At 61.1% G+C, this 26,374-nt stretch carries 23 protein-coding genes and 1 tRNA gene; 11 read left to right on the top strand and 13 right to left on the bottom strand.

Annotated elements, in window-relative coordinates; genetic code table 11:
* Positions 1 to 86: 86 nt before the first annotated feature.
* Positions 87 to 1,838 carry a CAP domain-containing protein gene (locus ACQR35_RS00305; protein ID WP_430268899.1) on the top strand — a complete coding sequence of 584 codons (1,752 nt, stop codon included), beginning with the start codon at positions 87 to 89 and terminating at the stop codon, positions 1,836 to 1,838.
* Between the two features lie 17 nt (positions 1,839 to 1,855).
* On the opposite strand, the gene ACQR35_RS00300 is transcribed toward ACQR35_RS00305, so the two are convergent.
* Together ACQR35_RS00300 and ACQR35_RS00295 are read right to left on the bottom strand one after the other, a co-directional pair.
* On the bottom strand, positions 1,856 to 2,293 hold the full coding sequence (locus ACQR35_RS00300; protein WP_430267926.1) for an SRPBCC family protein: 438 nt from the start codon (positions 2,291 to 2,293) through the stop codon (positions 1,856 to 1,858).
* Between the two features lie 132 nt (positions 2,294 to 2,425).
* Positions 2,426 to 2,947, bottom strand: coding sequence for a hypothetical protein (locus ACQR35_RS00295; RefSeq protein WP_430268898.1), 522 nt, complete (start codon positions 2,945 to 2,947; stop codon positions 2,426 to 2,428).
* A gap of 144 nt (positions 2,948 to 3,091) precedes the next feature.
* On the opposite strand from ACQR35_RS00295, the gene ACQR35_RS00290 reads away from it, so the two are divergent.
* A tRNA-Gly gene (locus ACQR35_RS00290) sits at positions 3,092 to 3,165 on the top strand.
* 279 nt (positions 3,166 to 3,444) lie between these two features.
* Here ACQR35_RS00290 and ACQR35_RS00285 read toward each other — a convergent pair.
* The gene (locus tag ACQR35_RS00285) at positions 3,445 to 4,800 is read right to left on the bottom strand and encodes an MFS transporter (RefSeq protein ID WP_430268897.1); all 1,356 of its coding nucleotides are present in this window, start codon (positions 4,798 to 4,800) and stop codon (positions 3,445 to 3,447) included.
* 149 nt (positions 4,801 to 4,949) lie between these two features.
* On the opposite strand from ACQR35_RS00285, the gene ACQR35_RS00280 reads away from it, so the two are divergent.
* From ACQR35_RS00280 to ACQR35_RS00260, 5 genes are all read left to right on the top strand, one after another.
* On the top strand, positions 4,950 to 5,816 hold the full coding sequence (locus ACQR35_RS00280; RefSeq protein ID WP_430267929.1) for a LysR substrate-binding domain-containing protein: 867 nt from the start codon (positions 4,950 to 4,952) through the stop codon (positions 5,814 to 5,816).
* A gap of 29 nt (positions 5,817 to 5,845) precedes the next feature.
* Entirely contained in the window at positions 5,846 to 6,448 is a 603-nt protein-coding gene (locus ACQR35_RS00275; protein WP_430268896.1) for a DNA-3-methyladenine glycosylase I, read from the top strand.
* Positions 6,445 to 7,422, top strand: a complete 978-nt coding sequence (locus ACQR35_RS00270) for a DNA-3-methyladenine glycosylase 2 (RefSeq protein ID WP_430268895.1) — start codon at positions 6,445 to 6,447, stop codon at positions 7,420 to 7,422. The genes ACQR35_RS00275 and ACQR35_RS00270 overlap by 4 nt, the downstream gene beginning before the upstream one ends.
* 65 nt (positions 7,423 to 7,487) lie before the next feature.
* The gene (panD, locus tag ACQR35_RS00265) at positions 7,488 to 7,916 is read left to right on the top strand and encodes an aspartate 1-decarboxylase (protein WP_430267932.1); all 429 of its coding nucleotides are present in this window, start codon (positions 7,488 to 7,490) and stop codon (positions 7,914 to 7,916) included.
* A 42-nt stretch (positions 7,917 to 7,958) separates the two neighbouring features.
* Positions 7,959 to 8,939 carry an AEC family transporter gene (locus ACQR35_RS00260; RefSeq protein WP_430268894.1) on the top strand — a complete coding sequence of 327 codons (981 nt, stop codon included), beginning with the start codon at positions 7,959 to 7,961 and terminating at the stop codon, positions 8,937 to 8,939.
* Between the two features lie 22 nt (positions 8,940 to 8,961).
* Here ACQR35_RS00260 and ACQR35_RS00255 read toward each other — a convergent pair whose 3' ends face one another.
* Positions 8,962 to 9,948: an LLM class flavin-dependent oxidoreductase gene (locus ACQR35_RS00255; protein WP_430268893.1), complete on the bottom strand. Its 987-nt coding sequence runs from the start codon at positions 9,946 to 9,948 to the stop codon at positions 8,962 to 8,964.
* Positions 9,949 to 10,201: 253 nt separating this feature from the next.
* Between ACQR35_RS00255 and ACQR35_RS00250 the strand changes: the two genes are divergently transcribed.
* The 3 genes from ACQR35_RS00250 to ACQR35_RS00240 all read left to right on the top strand — a co-directional run bounded on the left by ACQR35_RS00250 (position 10,202) and on the right by ACQR35_RS00240 (position 14,596).
* Entirely contained in the window at positions 10,202 to 11,179 is a 978-nt protein-coding gene (locus ACQR35_RS00250) for a transporter substrate-binding domain-containing protein (RefSeq protein ID WP_430268892.1), read from the top strand.
* Between the two features lie 73 nt (positions 11,180 to 11,252).
* Positions 11,253 to 11,828 carry a hypothetical protein gene (locus ACQR35_RS00245; protein WP_430268891.1) on the top strand — a complete coding sequence of 192 codons (576 nt, stop codon included), beginning with the start codon at positions 11,253 to 11,255 and terminating at the stop codon, positions 11,826 to 11,828.
* A complete protein-coding gene (locus tag ACQR35_RS00240; protein ID WP_430268890.1) occupies positions 11,825 to 14,596 on the top strand; it encodes an ATP-binding cassette domain-containing protein in 2,772 nt (923 codons plus the stop codon). Before ACQR35_RS00245 ends, ACQR35_RS00240 begins: the two co-directional genes overlap by 4 nt.
* A 14-nt stretch (positions 14,597 to 14,610) precedes the next feature.
* Here the strand turns inward: ACQR35_RS00240 and metH are convergent, their stop codons facing one another.
* Positions 14,611 to 18,249, bottom strand: a complete 3,639-nt coding sequence (gene metH, locus ACQR35_RS00235; RefSeq protein ID WP_430268889.1) for a methionine synthase — start codon at positions 18,247 to 18,249, stop codon at positions 14,611 to 14,613.
* Between the two features lie 85 nt (positions 18,250 to 18,334).
* Here metH and ACQR35_RS00230 point away from each other — a divergent pair, with 85 nt between their 5' ends.
* Complete coding sequence (locus ACQR35_RS00230; RefSeq protein ID WP_430268888.1) at positions 18,335 to 18,802, top strand: hypothetical protein; 468 nt, start codon at positions 18,335 to 18,337, stop codon at positions 18,800 to 18,802.
* 12 nt (positions 18,803 to 18,814) lie between these two features.
* Here the strand turns inward: ACQR35_RS00230 and ACQR35_RS00225 are convergent, their stop codons facing one another.
* From ACQR35_RS00225 to ACQR35_RS00190, 8 genes are read right to left on the bottom strand one after another with little or no spacing between them, the layout of a single operon-like run.
* Positions 18,815 to 19,876: an LLM class flavin-dependent oxidoreductase gene (locus ACQR35_RS00225; RefSeq protein WP_430268887.1), complete on the bottom strand. Its 1,062-nt coding sequence runs from the start codon at positions 19,874 to 19,876 to the stop codon at positions 18,815 to 18,817.
* Positions 19,877 to 19,924: 48 nt separating this feature from the next.
* Entirely contained in the window at positions 19,925 to 20,071 is a 147-nt protein-coding gene (locus ACQR35_RS00220; protein WP_430267941.1) for a hypothetical protein, read from the bottom strand.
* Positions 20,071 to 21,441, bottom strand: a complete 1,371-nt coding sequence (locus tag ACQR35_RS00215) for an NtaA/DmoA family FMN-dependent monooxygenase (RefSeq protein ID WP_430267942.1) — start codon at positions 21,439 to 21,441, stop codon at positions 20,071 to 20,073. The genes ACQR35_RS00220 and ACQR35_RS00215 overlap by 1 nt, the downstream gene beginning before the upstream one ends.
* A 9-nt stretch (positions 21,442 to 21,450) precedes the next feature.
* A complete protein-coding gene (locus ACQR35_RS00210; RefSeq protein ID WP_430267943.1) occupies positions 21,451 to 22,536 on the bottom strand; it encodes an LLM class flavin-dependent oxidoreductase in 1,086 nt (361 codons plus the stop codon).
* A complete protein-coding gene (locus ACQR35_RS00205; protein ID WP_430268886.1) occupies positions 22,533 to 23,366 on the bottom strand; it encodes a DUF1684 domain-containing protein in 834 nt (277 codons plus the stop codon). The genes ACQR35_RS00210 and ACQR35_RS00205 overlap by 4 nt, the downstream gene beginning before the upstream one ends.
* Complete coding sequence (locus ACQR35_RS00200) at positions 23,363 to 24,394, bottom strand: ABC transporter substrate-binding protein (protein ID WP_430268885.1); 1,032 nt, start codon at positions 24,392 to 24,394, stop codon at positions 23,363 to 23,365. The genes ACQR35_RS00205 and ACQR35_RS00200 overlap by 4 nt, the downstream gene beginning before the upstream one ends.
* A gap of 9 nt (positions 24,395 to 24,403) precedes the next feature.
* Positions 24,404 to 25,234: an amino acid ABC transporter ATP-binding protein gene (locus ACQR35_RS00195; RefSeq protein WP_430267946.1), complete on the bottom strand. Its 831-nt coding sequence runs from the start codon at positions 25,232 to 25,234 to the stop codon at positions 24,404 to 24,406.
* Entirely contained in the window at positions 25,234 to 26,259 is a 1,026-nt protein-coding gene (locus tag ACQR35_RS00190; protein WP_430267947.1) for an amino acid ABC transporter permease, read from the bottom strand. Before ACQR35_RS00190 ends, ACQR35_RS00195 begins: the two co-directional genes overlap by 1 nt.
* Positions 26,260 to 26,374: the final 115 nt, after the last annotated feature.

Raw genomic sequence — 26,374 nt, 5'->3', positions numbered from 1 at the left:
TGTGTGGTTCTAGCCCGTGCGCATAAGGTATCCCTCAGAATGACGTCCGGTTCACCGCCGCCGGCGCCTCCGGATCTGGGGAAAAAGTGAAAAAAATTTCGGTCGCCACAGCGATCTGTTTGGCCCTTGCTGCCGCCGTTGTACCCGCCGCACCTGGCCTGGGGACGCTGTCAAATTCGCAGCGCGCCAGTGTTGAGAGCACGGCAACTAGCGCCGAACAGCAGAGTACGACGACGCCACTGGCCACCGCGGCTCAGAGCACCCAAGTGCCAACCGCTTCAGCCGTGCCAGCCCCGCAGTCGACGGTCAGCACAACGCCCTCCGTCACAGCGCCGTCCGTCACAACGCCATCCGCAAAGCAAGCAGCACCAACACCGGCTGCCCTCACTCAAGCAGCCCGGACTCAAGCAGCCCCCACCACAGCTGCAGCAGCGCCCGTGGCGAGTCCCTCCGCATTACCTTCTCCCACTGCCACCATCCCCTCGATCGGCCCACTGTTCCAGCCCACGGCCGGAGCCGGGAAGACCGCCCAGGCTGCGGCAGTACCCGAATCGGTAAAGGCAGCGACCCCGCAAGCTTTGGTTCCGGACAGCAATACCGCTGCCATCAAAACCGTGTTCGACGCGATCAACACCTACCGTGTGCAGAACAAGTTGTCTGCCATGAAGTATCACCCCACGGTCGCGGGCATGGCTCAGGAGTGGTCAAACAACATCGCCAGCCGCGGTGTAGTGGAGCACCGAGCAAACTTCTGGCTGGACCCGCGCGCGCTCAATCCAAACAACGGCGCCGGCGAGGTCATTGCGATTCGCGGCGACCGGGATGCTGCACAACTGGTGGAGTGGTGGAAGTCCTCCACCGCGCACAATGCAGCTCTCTTGGATCCCCGGTTTAACGTGATGGGCATTGGCATTACTTACACGGACCAGACCTACAAAATCTGGGGCGTAGTGAACTTTTTCGGCTACACAACACTTCCGTCCGGGACGGTAACTGCACCAAGTGGAACAGCAGTTCCGCCTCAACCAACCCAGCCGCAGCCTGTCCAAGACGCATGCACACCTCCGGCTAAGCACATGCCGTCCACACAGAATCTGAGCACTTCAGCGATCCGCAGCGGGGCCGATGTGGTGGCCGTCAACGCCGCTGGCGCACTGCTGGATTACCCCGCAACGGGCACCGGAACCTTGGGTGCTGCACGGACCATCGGCACTGGATTTGCCACCACAAAGGCAGTGTTCACCACGGACTGGGACCGCGACGGCGTTTACGATGTGATCGCTCAGTGGACCTCCGGAAAACTCAGCCTGTACCGCGGAATTCTGGGCGGCGGGTTCAGGGCCGAGGTGGTGTTGGGCAAGTCCGGTTGGGACACCATGAAGATCTCCATTGGAGAATGGTGCGCCACAAATCGGATGCCGCAGATTGTGGCAGCGGACGCGAGCGGCAACGTATACCTCTACCCGAATATGGGGCTCGGTGATCTGGCAACGCGAACCTTTTTGGCCTCGGGGACCAGCGCGGTTGCGCTGACCATGGTGGATTACGACGGCGATGGGTTCCAAGATCTCTTGGTCCAGAACGCAGCGGGTTCAGTGAGTTTGTACCGCTCGCGTGGTCAGGCTGCAGTGATTAGCGAGGCGCGCACTGTGGTGGCGACCGGATGGCAGACCGTGATCCAGGCGAAATCGTTGAAGAGTTTCACTGCGTTGAACAGCCGCGGTGTGGTGTTACAGCGTAACGATGGATCGGCGTCGTATCTTCCGCTGGGAGCTGGTGCATGGCAGACGCCGGTGAAGCTAGCTGGTGTGTGGTCCCAAGTTCGGATGGCGCGGTAAGCGGGTAACCGGTTGCTTTAGTCGGCTGCTTCGAGGACTTCTTTAAGCCGTTCCAGTTGGGCAACTTCAGTGAGCATGGACTTTTGAACCATCGAACCCATGATCTTCATAAGGCCTTTGGGAACGTAATCGAGTACAAAGCGCACGCGTGTGGAGTCGCCGTCGCTGCTGAGGTAAAAGCCTCCATGGGGGCGGGCTGGCCCCGCAACCACCTGAAATTGCAGCTCGGCGCCGGGTCGGGCCACTGTGATTTCGTAGTCTCCGGCAATGGGACGCCCGCCGGGGCCGGCGAGGGTTTGTTGGTAAATGGCGCCTTTGGCACCCTTGGCACCTGAGCGGAGGGCAACGCTGCGAACACCCTCGCGCCATTCGATGTTTTTCAGACCGTCGGCAAGGAAGTTGTAGACCGTCACGGCATCCTTGTGAATGGAGACCTCGTATTCGGCGGTTGACACGGTTGGAGACCTTTCGGTGGAAGTTGGCTAGCCGCCTCAGTCCCCCACAACGCTGGCCGCCCGATTCAGGATACGTTTCACCACTTCATGCACCTAGAGAATCTCCCGGGCTTTACCGAAGAGTTACCGCACTTACTTGGCGGTAGATGCCGCTTCTAGCTCAGCTTTGCGCTTGGGCGAGGGAAAAGCATCGCGCATGTGATCGCTGGTGAGGAAGTCGGCCACACCAATCATGAGGACGGCAAAAATGATCTGCTCCACCACCATCCAATAGGGGTATAAGCCGGGGATGGTTGCCACCACAAGGGTGATCACTGGGAAAATTTGGCTGAACAAGCGCAGGCGTTGGTAGCCGTAGTAGAAGCCGTTTTTGGCCCGCCATCCGAAGAAAAACAGAGTCACTGTCATAAAGAGCACCACCAGGCCACGGAACCACACGGCAAACGGCACGTTGATTCCGTTGAGCTGTTGCACCAGAGCGATCCCGATCGCGGCAAGACCCACCACAACCTCCGCGGCCAGAATTCCGAACACCCATTTGAATGCCGATTGCGTTTTGGGGTGAGCCAGCTTCTGCGGATCCACTGTGTAATGCCCGTGCCGGCCGCCAGCGAGCTTGTCGAGGTCCATCCCGAAGATCTTGAACGATTGCATATCTCAAGAGTATTCGGGACCGAATAGCCGCCGGCACTGAATCCGTACATCATTCGGTTGATTCTTAGGCAGGTTCTTGGCTGGGGTAGAACTGCGCTAAGCTGAGTTCTGCTCCGGCTGAGCAATGCTCAGCTTGGTAGCGATGCGGGCGTAGCTCAATGGTAGAGCGCTAGCTTCCCAAGCTTGATACGCGGGTTCGATTCCCGTCGCCCGCTCCAATTTTTCCCGGTCCGGCCCATTTTTTGCGGCCCTCGCCACCACTTCGAAGCACAGAGTCGCCCTTTCCCAACCCAAAAACCTGCAGGCACCCCGTGACCGAGCATCTGCCCCGGCCTTCCAGCCCAGTTGCTCCCAGAGGCCTCGACGGTTCCCCGGCGTGTCGTGGCAACACGCCGTCGCACTTTGGGCGGGACGGACAGCAACTGGGCCGGAAGGTCAGCAGAGAACGGCCGACGGCGTGCCCAGACTGGGCTCGTACCAACCGTTGCGCGCGGGCACTAGTTCGCCGAAGCCGTCGGAACGCTCCCGCTAACCCTCCGCTGAACAATTCGGATCCGCGGGCGTCGAGTGAATTCAACACTCAGTTTCAGCTCGCCCCGACGCGCCAACAACACTCCGATCACCAAAGCTGCGAGCGCGGGAACCCCGCCAGCAATAGCTAGGGCCAGGTGCGGGCCAAAGTGCTCGGCGAGCCAACCCATCATGGGCCCACCAATGGCCTGACCGCCGATGAGGACCATAATGTATAGGCTCATCACCCGGCCTCGAATCATCATGTTGGCACTGATTTGTACCAGCTGATTCGCCGCGGTGAGGAACATCAAGCAGCAGAACCCGGAAAGCGCCATCACCACACCGAAGACCGGCATGGACGGTGCAGCTGCGGCCAGCAACAGGGCCAAACCGTAGGCCCCGGCGGCTACCACCACCGAGCGTAAACGTAAGTGCCGGCGTCGTGCGCTCATCACCGCACCCACCAAGGCGCCAGCGGCAACCAAGGCGTTCAGCAGGCCGTAACCACCTGCACCGGAAGCGAAGACGTTGTTAGCGAAGGCGGCGAGCAGTACCGGCAGGCTCATGGCGAACACTGAGACGAACCCAGCCATCAACCACGGCCAATAGATGGTGGGTTTGGACAAGGCGTAGCGGAGACCTTCTTTGAGCATGCCTTTGCGTTTGGGGGCGGGCACCGCAATCATCAACTGATCCCGCCGCAAGGAGCTGAGCATCACCACGGTGAACGCACATGCTGCGGCGTTGGCTACAAAGGCCCAGCCGCCACCCACTGCTAGGAGCAACCAGCCAGCCAGCGCGGGCCCAATCAGGCCACCGAGCTGAAAAATTGTGGAATTCACCGAAATCGCGTTTCGCAAATACTTGGGGCCAACCAGTTCATTGACAAACACTTGACGGGCTGGCTGATCAAGCACCGTGACAAAGCCGAGTATCAGGGCAATCACGTAAATGTGCCAGACCTGCAGGTTCCCAGTCAGGGCCAGAACTGCAAGAGCGGCAGCCAAGAATCCGGCCACCACTTGGCACAGGATGAGAATTTTCCGTTTAGGGAAACGGTCGGCAATCATCCCACCCCATGGGCCTAGGACCAATGACGGCAAGAATTGTAGGGCAACGGTAATACCCACTGCGGTGACGGACCCGGAGAGCTGCAACACCAGCCAGTCCTGAGAAATGCGCTGCATCCACAGTGCAATGACCGATACAAAGTGGGCGATTGCGAAGAGCTTGAAGTTGGGGACTTTAAGCGAGTTGAAGGTTTGACGCCATGGGAGGCGTTCAGTAACGACGGCGATGGGCTGGGTTAGGGATGCCGTTGCGGGCTGCGGGGGTGCCACAGGGGTTCCTCTGGTGGAAATTTTTGGGGACAATTCAAGGCTAGTTATAGCCGGAGTAATTGCGTAGGCTTATTCACCGTATAAGACTCATAAAGAATCGCAATAAGTCCCGCACAACGTTGTGGGGTACTGATGGGACGGGGAAGCGCATGAGTGAGCAGTTATATGATCCGGCTCAGCTCAAGAGTTTTTTGACCGTGGCGGAAACACTGAGTTTCACCCGGGCGGCTGAGAAGTTAGGCCTGGCCCAGCCCACCGTGAGCCAACATGTGCGCAAACTCGAGCAAGCCGCCGGCCGCAATCTGGTGGTGCGGGATACGCGTGATGTCCGGCTCACTGATAACGGTGATGCCATGGTTGGTTTTGCTCGCACCATTCTGGCGGCGCATGAAAACGCTGCCCGCTATTTCACGGGATCTGCCATGCGTGGGCGGTTACGTTTTGGCACAGCGGATGACCTCGCGATCACCGGCCTCCCGCGCATCCTACGGGATTTCCGCCAGCTGTACCCAGAGATCAACTTGGAGCTCACTGTGGGCCAAAGCAACCAGTTGTACCGGCGGCTCAAGGCTGGTCAGCTGGATTTGGTGTTTGTGAAATGGGTAGCCGGGGCCAAAGAAGGCGCCGCTGTGAAACATGATTCCTTCACTTGGGTGGGGCTTGAACAAACACAGCTTGAGCCGGGCCGGCCCGTTCCCATGATCACTTACCCGGCACCGAGTTTGAGCAGAAAACTTGCCATCGATGCGCTTGAACAAGCTGGCCGCACGTGGCGGATCACGTGCACCACTAAACAAATCAGCGGCGTCTTGGCTGCTGTGCGGGCAGGCTTGGGTGTGACTGTTATGCCGTCGTCGTTGGTTCCGGACGATCTGCGCATCATCACCCAACGCTTTGAACTCCCGCCGGTGGGAGACGTGGATTTCACCCTCATCAGCAATCCGCACGCCAATAAGGATGTTGTGGACGCCCTGGGCCGCGCCATTTTGGGCCGTACGCTGAACCGCAGCCACTAACTACTCCTCCACTGGAGACAATGGACACTATGAGCGATCTGAACGGCACCATCATGGGCGAGGACGGATTGGCCCGCCCGCCATGGGCTGCCACCGACCCGCTACTGCGCGAGTATTACGACGCCGAATGGGGCATGCCCGTCCGGGACGAGCAGGGCATGTTCGAGCGGCTGAGTTTGGAAGCCTTCCAAGCGGGGCTTTCGTGGGCAACGATCTTGCGCAAACGCCCAGCGTTCCGGGCGGCTTTCGCGGATTTCAACCCGGATGTGGTGGCAAAATACACGGACGACGACGTCCAGCGGCTTTTGCAAGACGTCTCCATTGTCCGTAATCGGCTTAAGATTTTGGCGGCCATCACTAATGCGAAAGCCACCATTGCCCTGCGCGAGGAGGGTGGTTTGGTGGATTTTGTGTGGTCCTTCCAACCCGCGGAAACTCCGCAGCCCAAGCATGCTTCCGAGATTCCAACACAGTCTCCGGAGTCCATTGCATTGTCTAAGGCACTGCGCAAAAAGGGCTTCGCTTTTGTTGGCCCCACCACTATGTACGCGTTGATGGAAGCGGTGGGAATGGTGGACACACACCTGATAGATAGCCATCGGCGTGGCAGCTCTGGCGTGTGGCTGGTGTGAGTTCAGTTTTCACTGCGACCTTGCCGATCAACGGGCGAATGGACGTTGCCGCCATGATGCAGTCGCTGAGCAATCACGCGCTGCCGTGCGGGGAGATCTGTGATCCCGGCTCAGCTCAGCACACCCGAATGCTGCCGGTGGGAACTTCCATGGCGCACGTCAGCGTACGCCTGAGCCCTCGCGAGGTTGAATTCCAGGCCGAACTGGCGCAGCCTGCTCCAAAGCAAGGGCCTGATCCAGGGCAAGGGCCCGGTCCAAAGCAAGGGCTCAACCCCATAGAGGTAGAGCAAGCCGTACGCTGGTGGCTGGATGTGGACACCGATGTGACAAGCATTGAGCGGTATCTGAGCGAGGATCCCCTGCTCGCCGCCCTGATCGAGCAGCGGCCAGGCATTAGGATCATGCGCTACGTCAACGGTTTTGAAGCAGCGATTGTCACCGTTTTAGGTCAGCAAGTGTCCTTGGCGGCGTGCCGGACTTTTGGTGGCAGGCTGCTCGCCGCATACGGCACGCCCTTTACAAGCCCCACCGGGATGACGCTGATGGCGTTTCCGAAACCGGACACACTGGCGGCGATACCGGAGGACGAACTGCGGGCAACCCTTGGCATCACCGGTTCGCGTGCGCGGACGGTAACGGCCGTGGCTCGCGCCTTCGCGAGTGGGCTTCAGCTCGCCCGCCCGGAGCCGAACACCAGCCCGAACACCAGCCCGGGCACCAGCCCGGGGCCTACAAAAGCAGCCCAGCAAGAGGTACGCGAACAACTTTTGGCGATTCCCGGCGTCGGACCCTGGACAGCTGATTGCTTGGCGCTGCGCGTGATGGGTGACCCGGACGCGTTTACGCCGGGTGATTTGGTGCTGCGGCGGGCGCTCGGAAAAATTACTGTGCCAGCCGCCACCAAACGCGCGGAAGCGTGGAGCCCGTGGCGAGCCTATGCACTCGCGCAACTTTGGGCCTCGGCGCTCACCTAAGCGTCACCGGGCTGTCTGCCATCTCACAGACGCGTTGATGCCCGGAGGGTTAGACTTGATGCGTTATGAATCGCACAATGTTCAAGTCCAAGATCCACCGCGCAACGGTCACCCACGCAGACCTTCACTACGTTGGGTCAGTCACTGTTGACTTGGACCTGTTGGAAGCGGCGGACATCCTCCCCGGCGAGCTGGTCTCGATCGTAGACATCACCAATGGCGCTCGCCTTGAGACCTACACCATTGCTGGCGAGCGCGGTTCTGGAGTGATCGGGATCAATGGCGCGGCCGCCCACCTGATTCATGAGAACGATCTGGTTATCCTCATTACCTACGCGGCCATGACCACCGAAGAAGCCACGGCGTATCAGCCCAAAGTGGTGCATGTGGACAAGGACAACAAGATTGTCCAGCTAGGCAATGACCCTGCCGAGAGCATCACCCCGGACCTACTGCGCCCTCCGCACGCGCTCAACAACGCTTCACTGAACTAATCAGATTTAACGCACTGGCCCTGCGCTAGCTAGGGTAAAGAGGTGCTGCAGGTACTCTCCGGCTTTTTCATCGTCTGGGCCATTATTGGCGTGGGCTACTTCATTGGGCGCCGGAACGTCCTAGGCAACAACGCCGGGCAGGTGTTGAGCCGCCTGGCGTTTTTTGTGGGAAGCCCCGCATTGCTGTTTGAGACACTCAGCAAGGCAGATCTCAAAGCTGTATTTGCCCAACCGCTTTTAGTGGCTGCAGTCAGTGCCGTGGGCACGGCACTTCTGTTTCTGCTGGTCAGCAGACTATTTTTCAAGCGGAGCCTTCCAGAAACTCTCATCGGCTCCATGTCTTCTTCGCTAGCCAACTCGGCCAACTTAGGCATCCCCATCGCCGTGTTTGTTTTGGGTGATGCCAGCTACGTGGCGCCGCTGCTCATTTTCCAGTTGGCCTTTTTTACGCCGGCCTACTTGATGGTTTTGGACGCGGCAACCAATGCGGAAATGGCCCGTTCACGAGCTACAACGGACAGCGCTGGTACTCGCCGAAGCGCGCTGCGCTCCACACCGCTGATGTTTTTGTTGATCATTGTCCGCAACCCGATGATCATCGGTTCCGCTCTGGGACTACTTGCGGCGGCTTACAAATGGACGCCGCCGGAACTGATCCTGGAGCCCATCCACCTCATTGGCGGGGCGGCCGTGCCGGCCATGCTCTTGTCGTTTGGTATGTCGCTCAACGGGACCAAACCGCTGCAGGCGTCCGAGGGGCGACGCACAGACACCCTGGTGGCCAGTGCGTTCAAACTTTTTCTGCACCCGCTGCTTGCGTTGGTGTTTGCCCGCTTCGCTTTGAACCTCGACGGTCACGCACTCTTCGCCGCAGTGGTGGCAGCAAGTTTGCCGACTGCGCAAAACGTTTTTGTGGCAGCTACCAGGTACCAACAGGGAGTGACGGTGGCGAAGGACGTTGTCCTGATCACCACCGTCCTCGCCGTTCCCGCGATGGTGGGCATCGCGGCGTTACTCGGTTAAGCGGGCTACTCGGTTAGGCAGGCTAAGCACCCAGCCCTGCAGCCTTGGCTAGCAACTCCACCGAACGCAAACGGTCCTCAGTGGTGTTGGCCTGATGAGCCACAATGAGCTCGTCGGCGTCAGCGTGCTTGGCGAATCCGTCGAGGTACTCCACCACGGTTTCCGGTGTTCCTACTGCCGAATAAGTCATCATTTGCTTGATGTGTTGACCCTGCGGGGAATCCAAAACCATGTCCGCCTCGTCATCGGTGAATTCGCGTCCACCACCGAAGAACAATGACACCCGGGCGCGCATGGTGGCCTGAATCAGCTGGTGCGCGTAGCTTGCCTCGTCGGCTGCAACCACGTTCGCCCCGGCAATAACGTACGGTTCGGCCAAGTGCTCTGACGGTTTGAACTCTCGACGGTACGCAGCCACCGCATCCTGCAAAGCGTTTGGTGCAAAGTGGGAGGCAAAGGCATAGGGCAAACCCAGCGCGGCGGCCAGCTTTGCGCCAAAGAGCGAGGATCCAAGAATGTACAGCGGCACATTGGTGCCCTTACCCGGGGTGGCTTCTACCCCCTTGATCAGAGTTGGACCGGCCAGGTAGCCCTGCAGTTCTTGAACATCCTGCGGGAAAGAGTCGGCGGACATGGGGTCGCGGCGCAGCGCACGCATGGTGTTCTGATCGCTGCCCGGCGCACGGCCCAGTCCCAGATCAATACGCCCCGGGTGCAGGGTCTCCAAGGTTCCGAACTGCTCGGCAATGGTCAGCGGCGAGTGATTGGGCAACATAATCCCACCGGCGCCCAAGCGAATTGTGGAAGTATTCGCGGCCACGTGAGCAATGAGCACGCTCGTAGCGGAGGAGGCAATGGACGACATGTTGTGGTGCTCCGCGTACCAAATACGCTTGTAGCCCAGTGTCTCTGCGAGCTGCGCCATGGCCACGCTTCCGGCCAAACTCTCCCGCGCCGTCTGGCCCTTCCCAATGGTTGCAAGGTCCAGGATGGAAATCGGCAAAGTCACGGCACAAGCCTTTCAAAAACACGTTGAATAAGTCGCCAACCAGTTCCGGCAGCCACGGAAGGCATAACCCCACAGCCGCCATTCTTATTTCCGAATGCGTCGAAGAATGTGACTGTCCGCGTCCTGAGGTGAACTGCCATGACTCCGCGTATCGCCGGGTTGCGGGCCCATTGATTCGCCCCGCACCGCTAACGGATAGTTGCTGCAACGCGCACGTTTCCCACTTATCACTGCAAACTTCTGAGGAGGAGTTATGGCTATCGAGTCCAAGCCCACCGCTTTTATTTCCATCGCAATCGCAGCCCTTGTGGGGCTGACTGCCTGCTCTGATCCTGGCGCGTCGGCGGCTAGCCCGGCGTCGTCGCAGGCCGTCACGGCAGCCGGCAAAACATTCAACCTAAGTCCCGAGCAAAACCGTCCAGCCGTGAGCGTCGATCCGGCAGCCGCAGCATTGGTGCCGGCCGCGATTAAGGCCGACGGCAAACTCACCGTGGTGACCACCGGCGGTACGGCACCGCTGAGCCTGTTCGCTACGGACAACAAAACTCTCATCGGCTCCGAGGTAGACATTGCCTACGCCGTGGGTGAGGCGCTGGGGCTGAAGGTTGAAGTCCTGCCGGTAGCCTGGGCCGACTGGCCGCTGGGCGTGGAATCAGGCAAGTATGAGGCGGTTCTGTCTAACGTGACTGTCACCGAGGCGCGGAAGGAAAAGTTCGATTTCGCCTCCTACCGCAACGACCTGTTGGGCTTCTACGCCAAGTCAGATTCCACCATCGGCACCATCAAAGAAGCCAAGGATGTGGCCGGCAAAAAGATCATCGTGGGCTCCGGAACCAACCAGGAAGCCATCTTGATCCGCTGGGATGAGGAGAACAAAAAGAACGGTTTGGCTCCGGTTCAGTTCCAGTATTACGACGACGACTCGGCCTCAAGTTTGGCCCTCCAGTCCGGACGTGCGGACCTGACCTTCGGTCCCAACGCGGCCGCCGCTTACAAAGCGGCGAAGGACCGAAAAACGAAAGAGGTGGGCACCCTCAATGGCGGGTGGCCGCTGACAGCTCAGATCGCGTTCACCACTAAGAAGGGCAATGGTTTGGCAGGGGCCGCTGAGGCTGCGTTGAATCACCTGATCCAAGACGGGACGTACACCCAGATTTTGGACCGCTGGGGCTTGGGCTCCGAAGCGATCCAGAAGTCTGAGCTGAATCCGCCGGGACTGCCGAAATCCTAAGGATGTAGGCATTCCGCGTCACATAAGGGCACGCACTAAGGGTAGGGGCTCCCCAGCCCCTACCCTTAACCACGTGACTTTGACTAAGATTCGCACCGCCGCCGCGACTACGTTTGCCGCCGCCGGTGTTTTGATTGCTCTTGCTGGTTGTTCCGGTTCTGCCACCAGCACCGCCACCTCAACCTCAACCTCAACCTCCCCGGCAGCATCGGCCACAGCCACCGCCACCAGCACTGCCGCAGCTGACGGTCCCTGCACCGGTGTGAAGGTGATTGTGGATTCCGCTTCGTTGAAGCAGTCCGCCGCTAACACCTCCGTGTGCGTCCCGGCAGATGGCCCCGTCCTAGCCTCGGCAGTGTTGAGCCAAGCGCAGGTGAAGATCGAGGGCACCGCGAAATACCCCACGAGTTTTGCCTGCCGCGTCAACGGTGTACCTGCCGCGGATCTGGACATCAAGCACAAAGGCGGAACCATCCGCGAAGCGTGCGACGACAAGAACACCGTCTCCTACTGGGCACTGTGGGTGAAGCCCGCGGACGGCAAGTGGGGTTACGCCCAAGAGGGTCTGGATACTCTCAAGCTCACCACCGGTCAGAGCCTCGAACTGCTCTACACGGTAGATAACGAACCGGCCGCCCCCGCGGCATGATGTTCCGGCCCGCGCCGTTACGAGCCGCTGCGGCGCTAGCTGCCGTTTTCATTGCGGCGCGGGTCATTTACCGTGTCCTCTTTAATGGGGCTGGGCTCGGCGCCGGTTTGGGGACACCGGTTTTGCTGGATCTTCCTGCGTTGCGTCTTCCTCCCCCGTACGCTCACGTAATTTTTCTGGGCCCTGTCACCGCGCCGGGGCTCTGGCAGGCAGTGCTGTCCGCGTTGCCCATCGCGTTGATGATCCTCGCTTTTGGTGTGCTGAACTCCGTGGTGGACATCTCGCGGGGCTTTGTTCGGCTGGCCCGCGGCGGTCCCTTGCAGGGTGTCGCGCGGATGCTGGTGGTGGCGTGGGCTGCGTTGCCGGCTTTGGCCAGCGCCGTTGCTTCGGTGCGGTTGGCGTTTCGTTTGCGCGGTGAACGTTTTGGCCCGCGCGCCATGGTGCCGATTCTTGAACGCACCCTTGAACACGCCAGCAGGGTGGCCGCCGCACTGGAACTGCGCGGCTTTGGTGCCCGCTTTTCAGGACAAAATACGTACGACGGCGTTGGGCCGGTTCGCCTGCGAAACGCTGAGTTTCGAATCGGTTCAGCCAGCATCGCTGTTGCCGATTTTGCGCCTTCCCGCGGGACTGTCACCGTGATCACCGGGCCCACGGGATCTGGAAAATCAACGATTCTGCGCGGGATCTCGGGGCTGCTCTCGCACGTTGACGGTGGTTCCCTCTCCGGCGAGGTCCTCATCGCCGGAAAGGACCGGGCTGCCACGCCGCCGCGAGAGACGGCCGGAAGTGTCGGCGTCGTTCTTCAAAATCCGCGGGCAGCTTTCGCCACGAGCAAGGTCCGGGATGAGATTGCGTTGGCCCTCGAGTTGCAGGGCGTGCCTGCCGCTGCGGCGAAGGAGCGGGTTCTGGAAGTCGCATGCCACGTGGGCGTTACGCAGTTCTTGGACCGCGACGTCAGTACTCTCTCGGCCGGTGAGGCGACGCTCGTAGCTATTACAGCCGCCGTCGTGAATGGGCCGGAATTGTTGTTGGCGGACGAGCCGCTTGCCGATTTGGACACCGCGGCGCGGGCGCGAGTGATTGCGGTGTTGGCGTCCTTGGCGCGGGAGCACGGCGTTTGTGTGGTGGTGGCGGAGCACCGGGCTCACGCGCTGATTCCAGTAGCCGATGCGTGGTGGCGGATGGAGGGCGGTTCGCTGGTACCGGGTGAGGCGCCTGATGTTGCTGCCACGGCTGCAGTTTCCCCTACTGTTCCTCCGGCCCCCTTGGCTTCCCCAGTGTTGACCGTGGCCGGCCTGAGCGTGGAGCGCAAGGGCGCCCGGCTGGTTCGGGACGCCGCGCTGAGCCTGAACGCGGGCGAGATCGTGGCGCTCGTGGGGCCCAATGGCGCCGGAAAATCATCGCTGCTGGTCGAGCTGGCGCTCGGCTCTCATTCCAGCGCGCGCGTGGCTTTGGTCCCGGATGCTTCTGACGATCTGTTCACGCGGGACACGGTGGCAGGGGAGCTCCAGGCGGCCGAACGGCGCCTCAATCGCCGCTCCAAAGACTCCCCGCGCGAGCCAGGTTTCGCCGCAGCACACCTTCAGCGTCTGCGCGGAAACACCTCCATGCCGCTCGGTTCCCAACATCCCCGGGACCTCTCCGCGGGAGAACGTCGCGTGCTGGCTGTTGCCCTGCAGAGCTTGGATTCCCCGCAGGTTTTGTTGATCGACGAGCCCACGCGCGGTTTGGACCCCACGGCCCAGGCCGCTGTTGCGGGCGCCCTTCGCACGGCCGCCGCAGACGGCGCAGCCGTTCTGATGGCCACCCATGATGCTGACTTCGCCGCCGCTCTGGGGGCTAGGGTTCTGCACATGCACGACGGCGTGGTCCCGGTATTACCGGGGATGGTCGCCACCGTGCCGGCTGAAGTTGAGATCCCCGCCCCGTGCACCCCTGCTCTAGCCGCGCCAGCAACTCGACTCCCAGCAACGCCACGGCCAGCACGTACCGGCTTGTCAGGAACCAGCTTGGCGCTCCCCCGCGGTGCGCAATTCGCGGTCCTCGCCGCCGCCAATCTCGTGGCTCTAGCCGCGTTTTGTTGGCCGCTGCTGGCCGCCGCGCTCCCGGACGATGCCACAGCTGCGCTGCCTTTCGCGGCCTTGGCCATCGCGCCCGTGGCGGCGATCGCCGTCGTCGTTTCACTCGATGGTTCGGTGCGGTCCGCGCATACCGTGGCGCTGCTGGGAGTGTTGGCCGCGGTGGGTTCCGCGGTGCGGGTGGCGAGTACCGGCGTTGGCGGTGTGGAGGCTGTGTTTATCCTGCTGATCCTGGCCGGACGGGCTTTTGGTGCGCGTTTTGGTCTGCTGCTGGGGGCCGCGACGATCGCGCTTTCGAGTGCCCTGTGGGGTGGGTTGGGGCCGTGGACGCCGTTCCAAATTTTCGCGTGCGCGTGGGTCGGCGCCGGCGCTGGTTTACTCCCCCGGCAGGTGCGCGGCAAGGCCGAACTGTGGATGCTGGCCGGGTACGGGATTGTGGCGTCGTACTTGTTCGGGCTGCTCACCAACCTGTGGTTTTGGCCGTTCGCGGTGGGCACCGGAACCGGGATTTCTTACGTTGCGGGCGCACCGCTGAGCACTAATCTGAGCAGTTTCCTGCTGTATTCACTCTTAACTTCGACGGCGGGATGGGACACCCTGCGCGCCGTCACCACGGTGATCGGCGTCGCCGTGGTGGGCCGCGCCGTACTGGCCGCGCTGCGGCGGGCCAAACCCGTCACGGCGTAGCGGCGCGCAGCGCCCTACACCTTGAAGTACTTGGCCTCCGGGTGGTGGAACACAAAGGCGTCAGTTGACTGCTCAGGGTGCAGCATCAACTCGTTACTCAGCACCACGCCCATGCGCTCAGGCTTGAGGAGTTCGGTGACTTTGCGGCGGTCCTCCATGTCCGGGCAGGCCGGGTACCCCAGCGAGAAACGGGCACCCCGGTAGTCGAGTTTGAAGTATCCAGCGGTTTCCTTGGGTTCCTCGGCGCCGAAGCCCAACTCCTTACGAATACGTGCGTGCCAGAATTCGGCGAGCGCCTCGGTCAGCTGCATCACCAGGCCGTTGAGCTCGTAGTAATCCCGGTACTGGTTGGCGGCGAACATCTTGGAGGTGAACTCTTCGATCTTCGAACCGGCGGTGACCAGCTGAACCGGCAGAACATCAATCTGCCCGGACTCGCGGGACCGCACAAAGTCGGCCAAGCACAAGTGCCGGTCGCGGCGCTGACGCGGGAAGTTAAAGCGCAAACGCTCGGTGCCAATCTGCCCACCGGAACCACCATCGGGGGCGAGCAGACCGGGAGTGCCGAGTACGCCGTCGGGGTCTTCACTGTGATGCAAAACCACCACATCTTCCCCTTCGGCCACCACGGGGAAGTAGCCGTACGCCACGGAGGCGTCCAGCATTCCTTCGCCCAGAATCCGGTCCAGCCAGTAGCGCAGACGCGGGCGGCCTTCGGTCTCTACGAGTTCCTCATAGGAAGCGCCGTCCTCGCCGCGGCCGGGTTTCAGACCCCACTGGCCCATAAACGTGGCGCGCTCATCCAAAAACGCGGAGTAATCGTTGAGCGCAATGCCGCGCACAATCCGGGTTCCCCAGAACGGTGGCGCGGGCACCACATTGTCCACAACGACGTCGGACCGGCCGGGCATCGCCTCCGGCTCGGTGACCGTAAACGACGGACCAGAACGGTGAATGCGTTTCTTCAAAGGCGGCAGGCCAACCTCGTCAGGATGAGCGCCCCGCGCGATTGCCACCAGCGGTTCCATCAGAGCGAGTCCCTCGAAGGCGTCTTTTGCGTACCGGACGGTCCCCTCGAACTGTTCGGCGAGATCCTGCTCAACGTAGGCGCGCGTCAGGGCTGCGCCGCCCAGAATCACCGGCCACTTTTTGGCCAGGCCGCGGGATTGCAGCCCGGCGAGGTTTTCCTTCATCACCACTGTCGATTTCACCAGCAGCCCGGACATTCCGATCACGTCCGCGTTGTGTTCCTCAGCGGCGGCCATGATCTCCGCGATGCCCTGCTTGATGCCGATATTGATGACCTTGTAGCCGTTGTTGGTCAGGATGATGTCCACGAGGTTCTTACCGATGTCATGGACGTCGCCGCGGACCGTGGCAATCACCATGGTGCCCTTGCCGGAGGAGTCAGATTTCTCCATGTGCGGTTCCAAAAGCGCGACGGCGTTCTTCATCACCTCAGCGGATTGCAGCACAAACGGCAACTGCATTTCGCCGGCGCCGAAGCGCTCGCCCACAACTTTCATACCTTCAAGGAGGTGATCATTGATGATGCCCAGCGGAGTGAGGCCTTCGCTGCGGGCCAGGTCCAGGTCCGCTTCCAGGCCCTTGCCTTCGCCGTCGATAATGCGGCGTTCCAAGCGGGCACCGGTGGGCAGCGCGGCGAGTTCCGCGGCTCGCTGATCCTTCAGCGCTGCAGTGTCCACACCGGCGAACATGTCCAGCATGATGGCTAGCGGATCGTAGGTGGTGTTGCCTTCGGAGTCGTATTCGCGGCGGTCATAGACCAGATCTAGGGCAACCTTGCGCTGCTCCTCGGGGAGGGATGCGAGTGGGACGATCTTGGCGGCGTCGATAATTCCGGACGAAAGCCCGGCTTGGACGGCTTCGTGCAGGAAGACGGAGTTCAGGACCACGCGGGCCGCCGGGTTGAGGCCGAAGGACACGTTGGAGACACCGAGGGTGGTGTTGATTCCGGGGTATTTTGCAGTGATTTGGCGGATCGCTTCGATAGTTTCGATGCCGTCGCGGCGGGTTTCCTCTTGGCCGGTGGCCACCGGGAAGGTGAGGCAGTCAACGATGATGTCCTCAACCCGCATGCCCCATTCACCCACCAAGGCGTCGATCAGGCGCGAAGCGATGGCCACTTTGCCGTCCGTGGTGCGGGCCTGGCCGGATTCGTCGATGGTCAGGGCGATCACCGCGGTGCCGTGCTCTTTGACCAGCGGCATGATCCGGGCAAAGCGACTATTGGGTCCGTCACCGTCCTCGTAGTTCACCGAGTTGACCACCGGGCGTCCGCCGATGAGTTCCAATCCGGCTTGCAGTACGGGAGGTTCGGTGGAGTCGATAACCAGCGGGAGGGTGGATGCTGAAGCGAAACGGGAAACGATTGACTTGACGTCTGCAACACCGTCGCGGCCCACGTAGTCAATGCAGACGTCCAAAAGGTGCGCACCAACGCGAATTTGTTCGCGCGCAATGTCCACGCAGTCATCCCAGCGTTCCTCAAGCATGGCCTGCCGGAATGCCTTGGATCCGTTAGCGTTGGTCCGCTCCCCGATAGCCAGGTAGGAAGCGTCCTGCTTGAAATTCACGTGCTGGTAGAGCGAGGACACGCCCGCTTCGCGCTCGGCCGGGACCCGCGCCGGGCCCTCCTTCGGTGACCCGGACTGAGTCCGGAAGGGGGCCAAACGTTCGACGACGGCGGACAGGTGTTCCGGCGTCGTACCGCAACAGCCACCCACCAAACCGATACCGAATTCGCGGACGAACTGTTCGTGGGCGGTGGCCAGTTCCGCGGGTGAGAGCGGGTAGTGCGCGCCGTTGGGGCCTAGGACCGGGAGTCCGGCGTTGGGCATACAGGCGATCGCGACGGAGGACTGTTTGGAGAGGTGGCGGAGGTGTTCGCTCATCTCGGCCGGGCCGGTGGCGCAGTTCAGGCCGATCGCGTCCACGCCGAGTGGTTCCAGCGCGGTGAGGGCGGCGCCGATTTCCGAGCCCATAAGCATGGTCCCGGTGGTTTCCACCGTGACTTCAACGAAGATCGGCAGGCGGACGCCGCGGGTGACGATCGCTTGCTTGCAACCGTTAACTGCAGCCTTAGTTTGGAGAAGGTCTTGGCTGGTTTCGATCAGGAAAGCGTCCGCGCCGCCGTCGATCAGGCCTTCGGCTTGGAGCGCGAAGGTCTCTTTGAGGTTGGCGTAGCTCGTGTGGCCGAGGCTGGGAAGTTTGGTGCCGGGGCCCATGGAGCCGAGGACCCAGCGCATGCGGCCGTCTTTGTCTTCGGCAGCTTCCGCACGTTCGCGGGCAATCCGGGCGCCCTTTTGGGCGAGTTCCTCGATGCGGTCCTCGATGCCGTAGTCCGAAAGGTTGGACCAGTTGGCGCCAAAGGTGTTGGTCTCCACGGCGTCGATGCCGGTGGCGAAGTAGGCGTCGTGAATGTCGCCGATGACGTCCGGGCGGGTCTCGTTGAGGATCTCGTTGCAGCCCTCAAGGTTTTGGAAGTCCGTTTCCAGCTTCAGATCACGGGCTTGGAGCATGGTGCCCATGGCGCCATCGGCAATAACCACCCGGGTGTTCACCGCATCAAGCAGGGCCTGGGCGCGGGCCGGGCGGGGAACAGTATCGATGTCTAGCGCAAAACGAGGCATGCCAACAGGTTACGTGTGGTGGTGGGCGCGATGCGATGTGTGTCCATGTGCTACGACGGGGGGTGCGGCGTGGAAGTATTCACATATGACTTTCGATAATGATGTTGCCAGTGTTCCAACGCCACAGGATGCTCCCGTTGAAACTGAGGCCACTGCCCGCAGTTGGGATCACATCGGCGCCATCATTCTCGATGCCGCCTTGCAGCGGCGGCAGAACTATCACGCAACGGTCCGGCCCCGCGTTCTTACCCTGATCGAGGCATGGCCGGACGCTGCCACCACCAGCGGATTCAGGGCACACCTCGACGGCGGGACCCTTTCCGAGGTTATCGACTGGCCATCACCCGGCCGGCTGGCACAAGTAGATGACATGACGGCCGTACTGGAGATCCAAAGAATTGAGACTGTCGCCGAACTCCGCGCAGCCTTTGACGACGCCGCCAAAGGCGCTGACCTCCGCGAGGCCATGGGGGCCGTCTTGCATGTCAGCCCCAAAACCCTCGACTACATCGAGGCACTCAGCCAAGAACCAGCGAACGCAGTCGAAGAATAGAACCGGCGTACTTCAAACGGTCGACGGTGCCCCGGAGGTAGTCGGTGGCGCTAGCCACCCCAACGCCGGACCTAACTTCTCAGCAATATCCGTCAGGATCTGCACGTAATCCTCGTGCTCAAAACTGAACGGCAAAGCGAACGCCACCTCATCCACTTCACGGAAACCCGCGTGAGCGTAGAGCTGCTCCGCGATTTCCTCGGAAGTGCCGATCAGATCGGCTGCGAACATCATGCCCCGTGGGCCCTGAGGCGTCAGGGTTCGCGGGGTTCGCTCGTCAACATACCGCTGATACTTCTCGCGCTGTTCCGGGGATGCAGAATCGGTAGGGATCACCACCAAGCCTTGTGATACTCGAGCGCCTGAATGCCCAGCATCGGCCGCAGCCTTCCGGAACGCCTGGATCTGCGATTGCTGCACCAGAGCAAAGTCAGGTTCCTGATCAGGGATGGGGAAGATCACGCTACTGGAGAGCAAATTGAACCCATTGGCCCCAGCCCATACGGCGGACTTCAAACTGCCAGCCCCGTACCAAAGCCGCTCTCGCAAACCTGCGGAGTGCGGCTCAACCCGGCGCGAAAACTCCTCCACTACACCTTGTTTGCCGGAGAATTCGCGGACCGGTTCTCCGGCGACCAACCGCGCAAAGCGTTCAACCCGGGCGTAACTGAAATCTTCGACGTCGGCGGTGTCCGGGTAGAGCTCATGCTTAAGGGTGTCGAACTGCATCGGCTCCCCCACACTCACCCCGGGATTGATCCGGCCGCCGGACAGCACGTCCACAGTGGCCAAATCCTCTGCGAGCCGCAGCGGGTTCTCCCAACCCAAAGGCGTCACCGCGGTGCCCAGCTCGATGCGGGAGGTCCGCTGACTCGCCGCAGCCATCACAGCCACAGGGGACGAGATCCCAAATTGCAGGTGCCGGTGACGCAACCATGCGCTGTCGAAGCCAAGCTTCTCGCCCAGTTCAATAATCTGCAAGGTCGATTCGTGCCCAGCCGCAGGGTCCGCCGGGTCAAACAAGCCGATGGTCAGGAATCCAAGTTTCCGTAGCGGTTGGGATTTTTCAGGCATGGGATTCCTTCTCTCAAAAACTGCTGTCACTATTGAGACTAAGCCAAATTACAACCACTGCTCCCACACGGCCAGCTCAAGTCGCGCCACCCCCGCGTACGGATCCCCGGCTAAAGCGTCACCCGCGGAAAGGTCGACGACGGCACTTACTTCGCCGCCGTCGTCGAACCTTCCGAAGAAATCAGCCCAAGACATTAGGCACGAACCGTCTCAACCACATCAGCCGAACGGACCGGGGTGGCCAAGCCCAGGTTCTCGCGCAACGTGGACCCCGCATACTCGGTGGGGTACACGCCGCGCTCCTGCAGCTCCGGGACCAGGTGGTTCACGATGTCGTCCAATCCGCTGGGCACCAGCCACGGTGAAATGTTGAACCCATCCACCGCCCCCACGCGAGCGAACTCCGCCAGCTGGTCAGCAATCTCCGAGTACGAACCGGTGAAGGTCGAATCAATCCGAGCTGTCCGGGACGAAACAAACTCCCGAATGCTCAGGTTCTTATCCTTCGCCTCTGCCCGCCACTGATCAGCCAGCTGCCGCGCCTTAGCACCATGGAAACCGCTACCGCGAGTCTCCGAGGTCTCCTCAACCACAGGGTCAATGTCCGGCAACGGACCATCCGGATCGTAGCTAGACAATTCCCGGCCCCAGAACTGCTCGAGGTACGCAATGGCTTGCTGCGGGCCAATCTGCAAACTCCGCACCCATGCCTTCTTCTCGGCAGCTTCAGCAGACGTCGGCGCCAAAATGAACTCGCTCGCCGGCATGATCTGCAGCGCGTTCGCCCCACGGCCAGCCTTAAGAGAGCGCTCCACCAGGTCCTCACGGAATTTCACCGCTGCCTCAAACTTGGGGTGCGCGGAGAAGATCACGTCCGCTTGGCGGGCAGCAAAGTCGCGGCCTTCCGGGGAATCACCTGCCTGGAACAGCACCGGTCGGTACTGGGCGCTGCGCGGCAAACGTGGCGTGACGTCCACCGTGTAATGCTGGCCTTCGTGCAGTACTCGCCGGGCCGGGCCGTCAGCGGTCTCCCACGAATCCCAGATCCGCTTAGCCGTCTCAACGAACGCCTCGGCATGCTTGTACCTGTCAGCGTGATTCAGGTACCCGCCGCGCCGGAAATTGGCACCAGTCCACGCGTTGTCAGTTGTCACAATGTTCCAGGCCGCACGCCCACCAGAGATCAGATCAAGCGACGCCAAACGGTGCGCCAAGTCGGCGGGATCGTTGTAGGTGGTGTTCTGTGTGGCCACCAAACCAATGTTCTTGGTGACTCCTGCGAGCGCCGCAAGAGCGGTCTGCGCATCCGGACGGCCCACCACATCGAGGGCGTGCGGACGGCCCAAGTGCTCACGTAAACGCAGACCCTCACCCAAAAAGAATGCTGCAAATAGACCGCGCTCGGCGGTCTGAGCGATTCGTCGGAAGGATTCAAAGTCGGTTTGGGACCCTGATTCTTCAGCCTTCCAAATGGTCCCGGAGTTCACGCCTTGGAAGAAAACACCAAACTGGATTTTTCCGGACGGAACAAAAGTTCCGGCGTCGTTCTGGCTGTGCTGTGTCATGGTTTTCCCTTACTTTCCAGCGCCAGCGGGCGCGGCGGCGGATAAAGCAGATGCGTAGCGGTTCACTGGGCGTTCAAGGCCCAGCACCTCACGAAAGGTCCCGTCCTGAATGACGTCCCGCAGTGCGCCGCGGCGCCGAAGTTCGGGCAGAACTAGGAGGCTCAGCTCCTGAAGATCAACAAAAAGATCCAGCGGGTGCAGGCGAACCCCGTCAGCAGCTGTCAACAGCTCTGCGAGGAAATCAGTCAGTTCGGCAGGCGAGCCAACAAACCGAGCCCGGCCAGATCTAGTACCGGCCACGCGCTCCGCGGCCGCTTGACCGCGCGAGTCCAGTACAACGTCCAACTCCGCAACTACGGCAACCGCGTCACCGTTAGCACCGGCGAGCCGCGCTTTGACGTCCCGCACCTCACCAACCAACAACTCCGGCGTGGGTGCTGTCACCAGCACGGCATCCACAGACTCCACAGGAATCGAGCCCTCGCCCACCAAGTCTGCCGCTGCCAGCACGGGCAATTGACCCTGGAGCGGGCGGGGAATGATGGACGGACCCTTGACCGCATACGCGTCACCGGCAAACTTGTCACCAGTCTCAAAGTCCGCATAGTGCAGTTTGTCCACGTCGATGTAACGCCCGGTGGCCACGTCACGGATCACAGCGTCGTCTTCCCAGGAATCCCACAACCGCCGGGATACCTCCACCGACGCTGCAGCTTCCTGTCCCAGCGCTGCACCGGTCACCGCGGAACGCCCGACGGCGGCAGCCGCCTCAGCTGATTCGGCGGCAGTCACAATCCACCCGGCCCGGCCACGGGAGACATAGTCCAGGCTGGCCAACTGGGTGGAGATGTGAAACGGCTCCGTATATACAGTGTCCACTTCGGGGATCACGGCGATGTTGCGGGTCACCGGACCCGCAAACGCGGCACGAAGCAAAGCGTTAGCCCGTCCCGGTGCCGGGGCGTCGGTGAAGGTGGCGGCGTGGAAGCCGGCCTGCTCTGCGGCGAGCACCGCGCGGGTGAGCTGGGCGCTGTCCCAGCCCGCGCCGTCGAGCTCTATGGCAAGAAATCCTGGCTTGTTCTTAGCGGTACTCACTTCTGTTCCTGACGTTCGTAGGGAATCTTTTCGCCTGCTTCAATGGCAACGGGCAAACGGTTTTCGGCCGGCGGTAGCGGGCACATGGCAAGATCCGTATAGGCGCAGGGCAAGTTCACCGCCCGGTTGAAGTCCAGCAACACCGTGCCGTCCGCAGCGGGGGTCACTGACAAGGAGCGGTTGGCCGCGTAGGTGGTTTTGCCGGAGGTGGCATCGGTGAAGAGCACCAAAAGTGCTCCGGCTTCGTGGCCGTTGAAGGCTGTCAGTGCCAGTTCTTGGCCGTCCAGTTCAAAGTGGATCTTTCCCGGCGCCTCATAAACGTGGTGAATGCCTTCGACGGCGGCACCCACCGTGGTGGGGCGCGGCGTCTGATACGGGACGAACTTTGCCGGGATGGCGAACGCTTCGTTGGGCGCGTAGGCGGGTGTTCCTTGGTATTGCTGAAGGAGCTCATTCTCCGGATGCCGCGGGCGCAGCACGTACTCACCGCCCCGCTTTGCCAGCTCAAGCACGCTCTCGCCGGAGGTCAGGTTGATGCCGTCACGTTCGGGAATCGGCCCAAACGTGACGCTTGTGCCGGCACCTTGGTTGAGTTCCTTGCCGTCCTGCAACAGGCTTTCGCCGGGTTCTAAAATCACCCGGACGGCATCATCCTGAACGCTCCACACCCCGGGAGCACCCTCCAGAACTGCAGGCGAGTCGCCTAACCAGTGCAGGTGAGTTACGGCCAGGAAACCATAGGGGTGGGTTCGGTTCTGTTCGTGCGCTGCGTGCCAGTGGTTCCATTCGGCAGCGAAGGAGGTGGTGGTTTCAGTCTCAACGGCGGTCATGATGCCTTCCCTGAAGCGGTTGCGGTGGCTGCGGCCTGGGTGGCTGCGAAGTTCTCTTGTGTGATGGTTTTGGATTCCGGCACTGCTTCTTCACTCAGGCCCCAACGCTGGAGAACCTTGGCGTAGGAGCCGTCTTTGATGGCCGAGTTGATGGCGTCGGTGATCACCGGGGCCAGCCCATTGCCGCGCAAGGTGGTGGCTGCAACAAGGGTTTCGGACGGCCAGCCGGCGTTGATTTTGCCCACCACTTTCAAGTCCTGCCGGGTGTTTTGCCGGTAAGTGACAGACGGGTAGGGAGCAATGTTCAGGTCTGTCCGGCCGGAGGACAGCGCCAGGATCGTGTCTGCGTCGGAGGAGTAGTACTGCAGTGTTGCAGGCGCTTTGCCCTTCGCTTCTAGCTCCTTGTTCCAGGCCAGCAGGATCTTCTCCTGGTTAGTACCGGAGCCCACTGAGACCTTCAGCCCAGAGATGTCTTCAGCGCTCTTGATGGTGTAGTTTGACGACTTTTTGGCCTCAAACCCCATAAACGCTGCACGGTAGCTAGAGAAGTCGAACAGCTTCACCCGGTCCTTGTTCACACCGACATTGGAGAACACTGCTTCGAAGTCGCCAGATTGGGTTTTCAGCGGCCAGTTCTCCCAGGACGTGACCTGCACATCCAGTTCCAAGCCCAGTTTGTCCGCCACCAGCTGCGCGAGGTCCACCTCAACACCAATGGGTGTTTTGTCATCCGTGGCGTGGAAGGACAGCGGGATGGAACCGGCGGTGGTGGCAACTGTCAGTTTGCCGTCCTTGCCGATCTTCTCCGGAACTTTGGCCGCGAGCGCTGTCTCCTTTTCCTCGCGGATGCGCTTCTGGTCGGGCGAAGTGTTGTACACAATGCCGTTGCTGGCTGCGGTGGCGGTAGAACCGCCGGCGCCGTTTCCGGCGGCCGCAGCGCCAGGGTCAGAGCAGCCAGTGAGCGCGGCGGTGCCAAGAAGTACGACGGCGGGCAGTAGCGTGAGTGCGCGGGTGCGGTTGAGAGCCATAAGAATTCCTTAGATGTTGAATGCCGGTTCGAGCACCTTGGAGAGAAAACTCCTGGTGCGTGGTTCTTGGGGATTACCGAAAATTTGTTGGGGAGTGCCCTGCTCCACGATCTGGCCTTGGTCCATAAACACCACGGTGTCCGCCACATCCTTGGCGAACCCCATTTCGTGGGTGACGATGATGAGTGTGGTTCCGGAGGTGGCGAGTTCCCGGATCACGTCCAGCACCTCGTTGACCAGTTCGGGATCCAGCGCTGAAGTGGGCTCATCAAACAGCAAGATTTTGGGATCGAGGGCCAGCGCCCGGGCTATTGCCACACGTTGTTGTTGCCCGCCGGAGAGTTGGCGGGGGTAGGCGTTTGCGCGATCTTTTAGTCCCACTCGGTCCAAGAGTTCCAGGCCACGGCGGCGCGCTTCTTCTTTGCTCCGGCGTGCCTTCCCGGGCTGACGTGCCACGACGGGTGCTTCGGCCACGTTTTCCAGTGCGGTCAGGTGCGGGAACAGATTGAAGTTCTGAAACACCATGCCGATTTCGGTGCGCTGCTTCAGAATGTCCTTCTCGCGCAGTTCGTGGAGCTTGTCCCCACGAATTTGGTAGCCGACTAGCTCGCCGTCGATGGTGATGTGACCGCCGTCGACCTTTTCTAGGTGATTGATGGTCCGCAAAAGTGTGGACTTCCCGGAACCCGAGGGCCCTACAATCACCGCAACACCGCCTGGTTCAACCGTCAGACTGACGCCTTTGAGTACTTCGGTGGTTCCGAACGATTTCCGGACCCCGTTGATCTGGACCAGACCGAGCGTTTTGGTGGGTGTTGAAGAAAGAGTTGTTGTGCTCATCAGAGGTTCCTCCGGGAGGGTACTGCCGCGTGGGTGGCGAAGAACTTTTTGGCCTTTTGCAGGGGTGTGAGAGGCAGGTTGCGCACCGCACCCTTGGAGTAGTGGCGCTCAATGTAGTACTGGAAAACGCTCAGCACGGAGGTGATCACGATGTACCAGAGGGTGGCCACAAGAAGCAGCGGCAGCACTTGTTGGGTGCGGTTGTATATCACCTGAACCGTGTAGAACAGCTCCGAATACGCCAGGACGTACACAATCGAGGTGCCCTTGACCAGGCCAATAACCTCATTGAAGGCGGTGGGCAGGATGGCCCGCATGGCTTGCGGCAGCACAATCCGGGTGGAACGGCGCCAGGCCGGGATTCCCAAAGCGGCTGCTGCTTCCAGCTGACCGTGATCCACGGAGAGAATGCCGCCGCGGATGATCTCCGCCGAATACGCGGCCTGGTTTAGAGTCAGCCCCAAAACTGCTGCTGCAAATTGGCTAATCAACGTGGTGGTTTGCATTTCAAAGAAGCGCACATCGGTAAACGGAATGCCCAGGCTGATCTTCTCGTACAGGTACCCGAGGTTGTACCAGAGGAGCATCTGCACCAGCAGCGGTGTGGACCGGAAAATCCAGGAGAACGTCCAAGACACCGTCAGTAGCAAGGGTGAAGCGGAGAGCCGCATCAGTGCCAGGACAAAACCGAGCACAAAGCCCAGCACCCCGGAGATCACGGTAAGTTTGAGGGTCTCGAGTAAACCGTTGATGACTGACTGGGCCGTAAACCATTGGGCCACCACGCCCCACTCCCAGCGGGGGTTTGTTGCCAGCGACCATGCCACAGCCAAGACACCAAGTGCCACAACCGCGGTACCCACCCAACGCCAAGGATGCTTTGCAGCCACCACACGGTAGGCGGAGTAGTCGGTGTCTACGCGGATGGAACCAGAGGAGTTGGGTTGCTCTGGTACGTGGCCGGGGCCAGTATTCGGCGCCGCTGGTGTGGGCTTGGCCGCCGCGGTCTTAACTGCTGCACTCATCAGCCACCTCGTTTCTGTAGTGCTGTTAATATCGGGTTGGCTGCAAACATAGGACCGTTTTCAAGTGGCCAGCAAGGGTCTCTGTTGCATGAGGTCACGGGGCTTCGCGGGGCGT

Origin of the sequence: Pseudarthrobacter sp. J1738 (genome assembly GCF_050490315.1) — a bacterium.
Classification (GTDB): domain Bacteria; phylum Actinomycetota; class Actinomycetes; order Actinomycetales; family Micrococcaceae; genus JBNPEO01.
Note: the sequence above shows the minus strand (reverse complement) of the source record. Positions and strands in the feature narration are given on the sequence as shown.

Coding starts and splice junctions, on each gene's coding strand:
- ACQR35_RS00215 (WP_430267942.1), bottom strand. CDS start 21,441: ATGACACAGCACAGCCAGAACGACGCCGGAACTTTTGTTCCGTCCGGA.
- ACQR35_RS00225 (WP_430268887.1), bottom strand. CDS start 19,876: ATGCCTGAAAAATCCCAACCGCTACGGAAACTTGGATTCCTGACCATC.
- panD (WP_430267932.1), top strand. CDS start 7,488: ATGAATCGCACAATGTTCAAGTCCAAGATCCACCGCGCAACGGTCACC.
- metH (WP_430268889.1), bottom strand. CDS start 18,249: ATGCCTCGTTTTGCGCTAGACATCGATACTGTTCCCCGCCCGGCCCGC.
- ACQR35_RS00240 (WP_430268890.1), top strand. CDS start 11,825: ATGATGTTCCGGCCCGCGCCGTTACGAGCCGCTGCGGCGCTAGCTGCC.
- ACQR35_RS00195 (WP_430267946.1), bottom strand. CDS start 25,234: ATGAGCACAACAACTCTTTCTTCAACACCCACCAAAACGCTCGGTCTG.
- ACQR35_RS00205 (WP_430268886.1), bottom strand. CDS start 23,366: ATGACCGCCGTTGAGACTGAAACCACCACCTCCTTCGCTGCCGAATGG.
- ACQR35_RS00275 (WP_430268896.1), top strand. CDS start 5,846: ATGAGCGATCTGAACGGCACCATCATGGGCGAGGACGGATTGGCCCGC.
- ACQR35_RS00250 (WP_430268892.1), top strand. CDS start 10,202: ATGGCTATCGAGTCCAAGCCCACCGCTTTTATTTCCATCGCAATCGCA.
- ACQR35_RS00220 (WP_430267941.1), bottom strand. CDS start 20,071: ATGTCTTGGGCTGATTTCTTCGGAAGGTTCGACGACGGCGGCGAAGTA.
- ACQR35_RS00280 (WP_430267929.1), top strand. CDS start 4,950: ATGAGTGAGCAGTTATATGATCCGGCTCAGCTCAAGAGTTTTTTGACC.
- ACQR35_RS00230 (WP_430268888.1), top strand. CDS start 18,335: ATGACTTTCGATAATGATGTTGCCAGTGTTCCAACGCCACAGGATGCT.
- ACQR35_RS00295 (WP_430268898.1), bottom strand. CDS start 2,947: ATGCAATCGTTCAAGATCTTCGGGATGGACCTCGACAAGCTCGCTGGC.
- ACQR35_RS00190 (WP_430267947.1), bottom strand. CDS start 26,259: ATGAGTGCAGCAGTTAAGACCGCGGCGGCCAAGCCCACACCAGCGGCG.
- ACQR35_RS00200 (WP_430268885.1), bottom strand. CDS start 24,394: ATGGCTCTCAACCGCACCCGCGCACTCACGCTACTGCCCGCCGTCGTA.